Below are 7,206 nucleotides of genomic sequence, written 5' to 3' on the forward strand. Positions count from 1 at the left end.
GAAACCTTAATAAAATCATTGACTTACAGAACTACCCCCACGCCAGTGCTCGATCTCCTACCGTCACTTATTGCACCTAAAACAAATCGACCCCTTTTAGGGGTTGGTTTTGACTTTTAGGCTTTTTTTAATCAAGCGAAGCGCGAAGGAAACCCAGCGTATCAACCCTGCGCTAGCAGGGCTCGATTTTCGCATCGCGAAAATTTGAACGCCGACAACCGGCGGGCGTCAGTGATCGTAATTTGGACGAGCTAGGTAAATTTAAGCGGCCTAGACCGCGCCAGGCGGTCTCGCCGCCATACAACCAACACATCACCACTGCGAAGCGATTTAAGCGCTTGGTGGAGCTCTAAACGCGTTTCGGCCGCACTTACCTTTTCACTATAAATCGTTTAAAAAACAATTCAATTGCCTAGTAATAATATACATTACTTATATATTGGTATATATTAATAATGTTTATTATTAGTTTATGGATATTATATGACTATATTTGCTGTAGTGAATACGAAGGGCGGAGTAGGAAAAACTACGACGGCGGTACATCTAGCAACAATGCTGGCGACGTCTAATAAAACTTTGTTAATCGATGGTGATCCGCAAGCAAGCGCCGCATCTTGGGCTGCATGGAGACGGGATACCGAGCATGAAACAAGTCCAACAACGACCTGTTTAACTGGTAAGGCAATTTTTAGCGAAGGAAAAGGTTTGTCGTCAGGATTTGTTCATACTGTTGTTGACGCTGGTGGTCGTGACTCTGCTGGTCTACGTGCAGCGCTTTTGCTGGCAAATGTTGCAATTATTCCTGTTGGTGCCAGTAACCTCGATGCTGCGGCCATGACGGATCTACTGGAAATCGTTGAGATCGCCAAAGAATATAACGCTGACTTGAAAGTCCGCGTCCTGTTGACCCGCGTAGATCCTCGAACAAAAGACACCGGAGAGATGGTCGAATTTTTAAAAGAGCAGAATCTCAACCTTCTTAATATCAGGGTATGTGAGCGGGTTGCATATCGTCGTGCAGTTGGGGAGGGTGCAATTGTTCATGAAATAGGAAAAGATCGCCATGCAATCGACGAGATGGATGCCTTTTTAGCTGAGGTTACAAAATGAAGAAGAAACCAGACTTATCTAGTTTTCTTGATGGCGCAAGTGAAACCTCTAAAAATCCAAGTGCTGAAAAAGTAGTAAGGAAAAAACCTGGTCCTGTGCCAGGTGAACCTAAACGACAAAAGTTAGTTGAGCTGCCAGCAAATACCTTTGAGGCATTGAAGGATCGGGCTTACAGCGAGTATAAAAAGACTGGCCTGAGGGTGACAGAAACAGAAATAATTATCAATGCTCTTAATGCGTATTTAGACGTTAAATAAGTAATGAAATTAATAAATATTACTTGTATTATTATATAATAAGTATATACTTATTATATAGGTTATATTTGCCTATAAAAAGCGGTTAAATAGAGTGCGCTAACAATCTATTTAACCTAACCAAAAGTAACCAAAAGGGAGTTAAAAATGGCTGATAAGGAGTGTAACACTGACCCGCAAATCATAAAAATAACTGCTTCTGACCTAAGAAAAGGCCGACGTTTGTTAGTTTGTGTAGTAAATGATAATATAGATGAAAATATAACAAAACACATTGAGATGAGCGATGAAGAAAAAAATGGTGACTTTTGGATTAGCTTTGGATGGAGCAAATGAAATGAAAAAAAATTACATTGTTTCCGGCAAGCTTTCTATCCTTGCTGCCATTTTTTTGACTGCCTGTGGTGGCGGAGGTGGTAGTTCATCCACGGCACCAACTCCCCCCCCAGTAGCTACAACATGCTCCAACGGCGGCACCGACTACCCAACTTGCACTGCTCCGGTTACAGCGGCGCAGTTGCAATTGACTGTGTCAGCACCGCCATTGGCAGCCGGCTCACAAGAATTAGCAGCGTTTAATTATTTGAATAATTTTCGACAATCATTGGGCTTAGGCTTATTGGCGTATTCAGCACCATTGACGTTGGCCAGCAAAAATCATGCAAATTATTTGGTTTTAAACCACGTTTTTCAGCACTTGGAAGATCCAGGCAAACCGGGATTTACGGGTGTGTCCGATACTGACAGGGCAAACTTTGCTGGCTATGCGACTAATTATTTTGTGAGTGCCGGTGGTTCAGTTGCAAATACGATGCCGGGTGCGATACAAGCATTAATCAATACTGTGTACCATCGTGGCACATTAATTCGTCAAAGCTGGACAGATCAAGGCATGACGGGCTTTTGCGACGGTGTTTGTGATAGTTCAAATTCAGCGCTTTATTTAAATGTTGCCCAAAAAACGGCTAATGGTCAAACCAACGCTTCTGATTTTGTAATGATGTATCCAATGGATAAGCAAAGCAACGTTACTTTGACTACAGCTGGTGATAACATAAATCCATTTCCGGATATTACTGGTGGTGTTTTTGGAAAGGTTGGATATCCAGTTTCTTTTGCAATTGAGGCGAGCCAAACGCTTGTATTAAAAGATTTTACTATGACTGAATCAGGTGGTTCCACGCCTTTGAATGCTTACGTTTATACGGCATCTAACGACCCTAACAAGCTCATTCCTAATAACGAGGCATGGTTGACAGCCAAAGCACAACTCAAGCCATCCACAACCTACAATATGGCTTTGCATGGGACTATCAATGGTAACGAGTTTGGATGTATCGGAGGTAAGATTGTTTTTGGTAAAACACCCGGATGTTTTTGGAGTTTCACGACGGCATCAGGTTTGATCCCGAGTTTTTAAAATCAATAAACCAAAAAAAGCCGAGAAATTCTCGGCTTTTTTTTATATGTAAATTAATTAATTTCCGTTCGCTCCACCGCATAACATAGAGGATGTTTGAGTCGAGCTGTCAAACACTGATTCCCAACCATAAGCTTTTGAATCGTATTTGCCAAAATCAACATAATTCATCTTAGGATCATTTGGATACATCACGCCATAGCCAGCAACAATTGCATCAGATGGAACGTTTGCGATGCAAGCATTACTTTCACCACAACAATAAAAATCTGTTTTAACGACTGGTAAGGTGCAGGTCGGCCAATTAGTTGCACCATTTTGACAGACGGACGGCGGCTGTGTAACAGTGACACACGATAGTTTATCCCACGATGAATAAGTTATCCCCGTACACGAATTATTTGTTACTAGTCTACTCATGGTACCGACCGATCCCAGTGGACAAGCTGCCGTTTCGGTTGATGTAGAAGAAGTGCAAGAAGGCGGAAGTGGAGTGCATCCGCTAGAATCAGTTGATGAAACTGCTGTACACGAAACACCCACATAATTGGTCGTTGTCACCGTCTGGCCAGTAAAACCCGCTGGACACACGCCCGTAGTTGAAGTGCTAGCAGGACACGCTACGGCGACGCAACCACTAGTATCCCAACCTGAGTAAGACATAACGCCAGAGGGACAAGTGGCAGTAGCAATTCTAGATTGATTGCCTGTATAACCAGCACCACACGATTGATATTGCGTAGAACTACTTGGCGAACAAGGTGCTACACAAGCGCTTCCATTAAAAATTAAGCCAACAGCACAGGCACAGGATATACCGTCGCCCTGTAACACTAAGGGCGCAGCGCAAGTATTTTGCTCGCAATACGAATTACCTAATTTGTCATGTTTTAAGGTTTTACCCCACCCACAATCCATATCGTCTGCTACACAATGAGCTATATTACTTCCGGTCAAAACCCAATGTCGACCAGAATCACAACCCCTTAACGTAGGTGCACTCATACAACCTACAGCAGTAGGTGTTACCTTGCAATCCGTCGCATTTGGATCCGTAATAGGACTATTGGCTGGTTTGCAATTATCAGTATTGAAGGTTAAACCATCGGTAACCTGTCCACTTGGGCAAACCTTAGTTCTCATCGGGAACTTTGTACCCGTATACCCTTCCCCGCAAGGAATCCCTGCTAAGGGGATGTTAAAAGGAGTACAAATTTTTTGTGTTTGCGCAAACAAATTTTGAGAAAACAGACACATTAAAAATGCTAAAAATAGTTTAAATAATTGATTCATTTTTGTACCTTTTTTGATTGATTATTTCAAAGATAAAATGGCTCTTTCAACTGCCATTCTGTTTGTTTCTTGTCTTAATTTTTTTTGCAGTAAAAACTTAAAAACAGACTCATCGATTTTGATTTTGATGAGTCCTATATCGTCATTTTTTTGAAGCTTTTTTAGCTTGCAACCCCCCACAGTTTTTGAAACTGAATACAAAGATTTTGAGTCAAGTTCAAGTGACAAAAAAACCTCTTTTTGATGTGCACAATTGATCATTTTTTAGTCCTTAAATTGAATTTTTTATGTAGTTATTCCAGACCCATCTGCCGCGCCCATCTCCGTGTCCCAAATCGTTTGAAGTGAGGCTTAAAGCATTCTGTTTTGAGTACCCTTTTTGCAGATATCTTTCAAACTGATCGCACGCAAAAGCACGTCTTAAAGAATGTGAAGAAAACTCATTTTTTAGACCGATTTCTGCAAGATTTTTCGAGTAGTAACGCTTCGCTGTCGCTAGCGTTTTTGCACCTTCTAAAGCATGTATTTTTCCATTTTCTGTGGCTTTTAAATTCTCTCGAATCGCATGCAAAACAGCATCACGCTTGTCGTCGAAAATTGAAATTGTGCGTGGCCTACCGCCCTTCGATCCATCCGTTAAACGCAAATCTTTTCCGCCGTTTTCAAGAACTTTTTTCCAACTTAAAAGGCTATTTTTTGCATGTAATGCTTCATTCAAACGAAGTCCGAGATGGCGCTGCAAAAGAATGAGAGAAGCAGTCTTTTGATCTGCATTTTCAAGTGCTTTATGAAGCACATTTTCATCCACTTTTATGCCATTTCCGGATCGCGAAAAGGAGGGTACATTTAACGATTTTGAATCAAAAATAATGGTGCAATCAAGATGCCTGCCGGCACCTGCAATTGCTCTTCTAATCGCACTCAAATCTGTTTGAAGTGAATGAGCAGAAATGCCTTTTTTTATCCTTATTTCCACAAATTTTTTGAGCTGTTTTTGTGTTAAATTTTGTGGGGAAAGATCGTTCCCCCATCTTTCATTCTTTGCGATTTTTTGCAGCTGATTGAACGTAGATTTATTGCGAACGCGTGTCGTTGTACTGCCCGTTTTATGAGTGCATGAAGCACTCATAAAACGGGCAGAAATCGACATAAAATTAGTCGATTTTTGATTCATCTTTCACCTCTATTTTTGTATTTTTAAGTGCATTTTTTTGATTTTTTTGGGTCGGATTTTTGTTTGAGAAAGTGATTTTTTGAAGAAGTTTTATTGCCTCTGAAATTTCTTTTGTTTCAATTAAAAGTTGTGATTTTTTATCCTCCATTTTTTGTATTTCGATTTCTAAAATTTGCATTGTGTTTGTTATAAATTTAGACATGTGTTTATAAAAGAGCAAGTAGTTGAGAAAATGGATGGACGGCCCAAATTTGAGCGTGAAACATGTCCTTTTTTGCTGATATTTTGATAATTAAAATGAAGTTTTTTGGATGGCACTTCGACCATTAAAAATTTTTGAAAATCATGTGATTTTGAGTGTGTTCACATTACACAAAATTGCCGAAAGTCAAGCCAGGCTTGACTTTGGAGATAGATTAAGCTGCGCGTCTCAAAGATTACACTTTGAGACGCGCATAAAAAAAAAGACAAAAATCGTACGTCTTTGTTATAAAAAAGTCAGCACTTTTTTATAACTTTAGACGTAGATTTTTGTCTTTTTTTACGATATCAAAATGCTAATTTTTTGCAGGCTGAGCCTTCAAAAATTTTGCAATTTTGATAGATATTTTGATAAGTGAAATAGATGTTTTCAGTACTGTCTTAAGTGCAAAAAAAGCAATTTTGCACGAAAAAACGATACCAATATTAACAATTTGATATGTATTTAAAAACATAGGTTGCTCCTTTTATAATAAAAAAAGGAGCGTCCCCGGGTGGGAGTAGCTCCCAAGCGGGTAAAAGTATTGTCACAAATGCAGACAATGTACTAAAAAACAATGTTTTCTAGTTAAGACGATGCTAGTTTCCCAGCGGTAATGCTTTCAGCATATCACATAAATTGAATGATAACTAGCTTTTGTCAAACAAATCTAATGTGCGTGTATCAGCCTCATTTTTTTTAATTGCCTTTACTTTTCTATATTCTTTCACGAATGCGAGTCGGTCGCCGTTCCACATAAAATCCGGATTCAAAAAGTACTTATTTTGCGTGAGGGATTCGGCTATAAAATCTTTCAAAATTAGCTCTTTCATGCCCTTCAAATAAGTTGCTTTGCTCATCGGGGTTACTTGCTGATCAATCTCACTTAAACTTATGTATATAACGTCATTGCTTATATTCTCCTGTACTTTTATATAAAGTAACTCAAAAACCTTAGTCCCTGCACCGCTCAATTCTTTAAGCGCTTTTACTCCATTTATGAACAGTTTTACGAACTGTGTTTTGTCAACGTCGATTATCTGATGAAAGCCGGCCGGAGCAATCACTTCACCTTCGCCGGAGACAATCATCGAATTGTGGCCAGATTTATCAGTAATTCTCTTTATCCCATGACGCATATTTGCTGCTGCTTTTGGTAAAAAAGGATTCTCAGAATATCTGTGTAAACCGCGTCTACTTTTATCCTCAATCTTAATCAAATTTAAACCATTTTCAGGAGGTCTCATTTCAAGCCTTTCTTTTAAAACCTTAGGTGTTTTTATTGTGAGCCATAAAGTCTTAGTTTGCAATATAAATATAAGACTTTAAGTTCTCACTTCTAAGACCTTAGGTACTCAAAACGCGTACCTTATGAAAAAATTTCTGCTATGAGAAGCACATTTTCTCTTCTTAAGTCTTTCTTTATGATTTTATAAGTGACTGCGCTTCGCGCACAAGAAGATGCTAGGCATAGCCTTATCTATCTATTTAAAGCGGATGCGCTTGAGGCGCACCGTGCGTGCAAAAAGGTTGCGTCCTTCGGCGCAATCTGACCATTTGGTCAGACTCAAATCGCCTTTTTTCGATTAATCGAGCCATGTTTGGTTTGGCTTTTAGGGGTCGATTTGTTTTAGGTGCAATAAGTGACGGTAGGAGATCGAGCACTGGCGTGGGGGTAGTTCTGTAAGTCAATGATTTCATTAAGGTT

General features: G+C 39.7%; 10 protein-coding genes. 4 read left to right on the top strand and 6 right to left on the bottom strand.

The window, feature by feature from the left end:
* Window positions 1-251 precede the first annotated feature (251 nt).
* Window positions 252-389 carry a recombinase family protein gene (locus AAKU64_RS21860; protein ID WP_354363037.1) on the bottom strand — a complete coding sequence of 46 codons (138 nt, stop codon included), beginning with the start codon at window positions 387-389 and terminating at the stop codon, window positions 252-254.
* 94 nt (window positions 390-483) lie between these two features.
* On the opposite strand from AAKU64_RS21860, the gene AAKU64_RS21865 reads away from it, so the two are divergent.
* The 4 genes from AAKU64_RS21865 to AAKU64_RS21880 all read left to right on the top strand — a co-directional run bounded on the left by AAKU64_RS21865 (window position 484) and on the right by AAKU64_RS21880 (window position 2,790).
* Entirely contained in the window at window positions 484-1,113 is a 630-nt protein-coding gene (locus AAKU64_RS21865) for a nucleotide-binding protein (protein ID WP_354363026.1), read from the top strand.
* A complete protein-coding gene (locus tag AAKU64_RS21870; RefSeq protein WP_354363027.1) occupies window positions 1,110-1,370 on the top strand; it encodes a hypothetical protein in 261 nt (86 codons plus the stop codon). Before AAKU64_RS21865 ends, AAKU64_RS21870 begins: the two co-directional genes overlap by 4 nt.
* A gap of 147 nt (window positions 1,371-1,517) precedes the next feature.
* Window positions 1,518-1,706: a hypothetical protein gene (locus tag AAKU64_RS21875; RefSeq protein WP_354363028.1), complete on the top strand. Its 189-nt coding sequence runs from the start codon at window positions 1,518-1,520 to the stop codon at window positions 1,704-1,706.
* Window positions 1,657-2,790, top strand: coding sequence for a CAP domain-containing protein (locus tag AAKU64_RS21880; RefSeq protein ID WP_354363029.1), 1,134 nt, complete (start codon window positions 1,657-1,659; stop codon window positions 2,788-2,790). The genes AAKU64_RS21875 and AAKU64_RS21880 overlap by 50 nt, the downstream gene beginning before the upstream one ends.
* A gap of 57 nt (window positions 2,791-2,847) precedes the next feature.
* Here AAKU64_RS21880 and AAKU64_RS21885 read toward each other — a convergent pair whose 3' ends face one another.
* From AAKU64_RS21885 to AAKU64_RS21905, 5 genes are all read right to left on the bottom strand, one after another.
* A complete protein-coding gene (locus AAKU64_RS21885; RefSeq protein WP_354363031.1) occupies window positions 2,848-4,083 on the bottom strand; it encodes a hypothetical protein in 1,236 nt (411 codons plus the stop codon).
* Between the two features lie 21 nt (window positions 4,084-4,104).
* Window positions 4,105-4,344 carry a hypothetical protein gene (locus AAKU64_RS21890; protein ID WP_354363032.1) on the bottom strand — a complete coding sequence of 80 codons (240 nt, stop codon included), beginning with the start codon at window positions 4,342-4,344 and terminating at the stop codon, window positions 4,105-4,107.
* A gap of 10 nt (window positions 4,345-4,354) precedes the next feature.
* Complete coding sequence (locus AAKU64_RS21895) at window positions 4,355-5,257, bottom strand: integrase domain-containing protein (RefSeq protein ID WP_354363033.1); 903 nt, start codon at window positions 5,255-5,257, stop codon at window positions 4,355-4,357.
* Window positions 5,238-5,435 carry a hypothetical protein gene (locus AAKU64_RS21900; RefSeq protein ID WP_354363035.1) on the bottom strand — a complete coding sequence of 66 codons (198 nt, stop codon included), beginning with the start codon at window positions 5,433-5,435 and terminating at the stop codon, window positions 5,238-5,240. The genes AAKU64_RS21895 and AAKU64_RS21900 overlap by 20 nt, the downstream gene beginning before the upstream one ends.
* A 713-nt stretch (window positions 5,436-6,148) precedes the next feature.
* On the bottom strand, window positions 6,149-6,745 hold the full coding sequence (locus AAKU64_RS21905) for a hypothetical protein (RefSeq protein WP_354363036.1): 597 nt from the start codon (window positions 6,743-6,745) through the stop codon (window positions 6,149-6,151).
* Window positions 6,746-7,206: the final 461 nt, after the last annotated feature.

Source organism: Undibacterium sp. GrIS 1.8 (genome assembly GCF_040544445.1).
Classification (GTDB): Bacteria; Pseudomonadota; Gammaproteobacteria; order Burkholderiales; family Burkholderiaceae_D; genus Undibacterium.

Excerpts from the sequence above, each read along its gene's own strand:
- AAKU64_RS21875 (WP_354363028.1), top strand. The coding sequence starts at position 1,518 with ATGGCTGATAAGGAGTGTAACACTGACCCGCAAATCATAAAAATAACT.
- AAKU64_RS21890 (WP_354363032.1), bottom strand. The coding sequence starts at position 4,344 with ATGATCAATTGTGCACATCAAAAAGAGGTTTTTTTGTCACTTGAACTT.
- AAKU64_RS21905 (WP_354363036.1), bottom strand. The coding sequence starts at position 6,745 with ATGAGACCTCCTGAAAATGGTTTAAATTTGATTAAGATTGAGGATAAA.
- AAKU64_RS21900 (WP_354363035.1), bottom strand. The coding sequence starts at position 5,435 with ATGCAAATTTTAGAAATCGAAATACAAAAAATGGAGGATAAAAAATCA.
- AAKU64_RS21885 (WP_354363031.1), bottom strand. The coding sequence starts at position 4,083 with ATGAATCAATTATTTAAACTATTTTTAGCATTTTTAATGTGTCTGTTT.
- AAKU64_RS21880 (WP_354363029.1), top strand. The coding sequence starts at position 1,657 with ATGAAGAAAAAAATGGTGACTTTTGGATTAGCTTTGGATGGAGCAAAT.
- AAKU64_RS21865 (WP_354363026.1), top strand. The coding sequence starts at position 484 with ATGACTATATTTGCTGTAGTGAATACGAAGGGCGGAGTAGGAAAAACT.
- AAKU64_RS21870 (WP_354363027.1), top strand. The coding sequence starts at position 1,110 with ATGAAGAAGAAACCAGACTTATCTAGTTTTCTTGATGGCGCAAGTGAA.
- AAKU64_RS21895 (WP_354363033.1), bottom strand. The coding sequence starts at position 5,257 with ATGAATCAAAAATCGACTAATTTTATGTCGATTTCTGCCCGTTTTATG.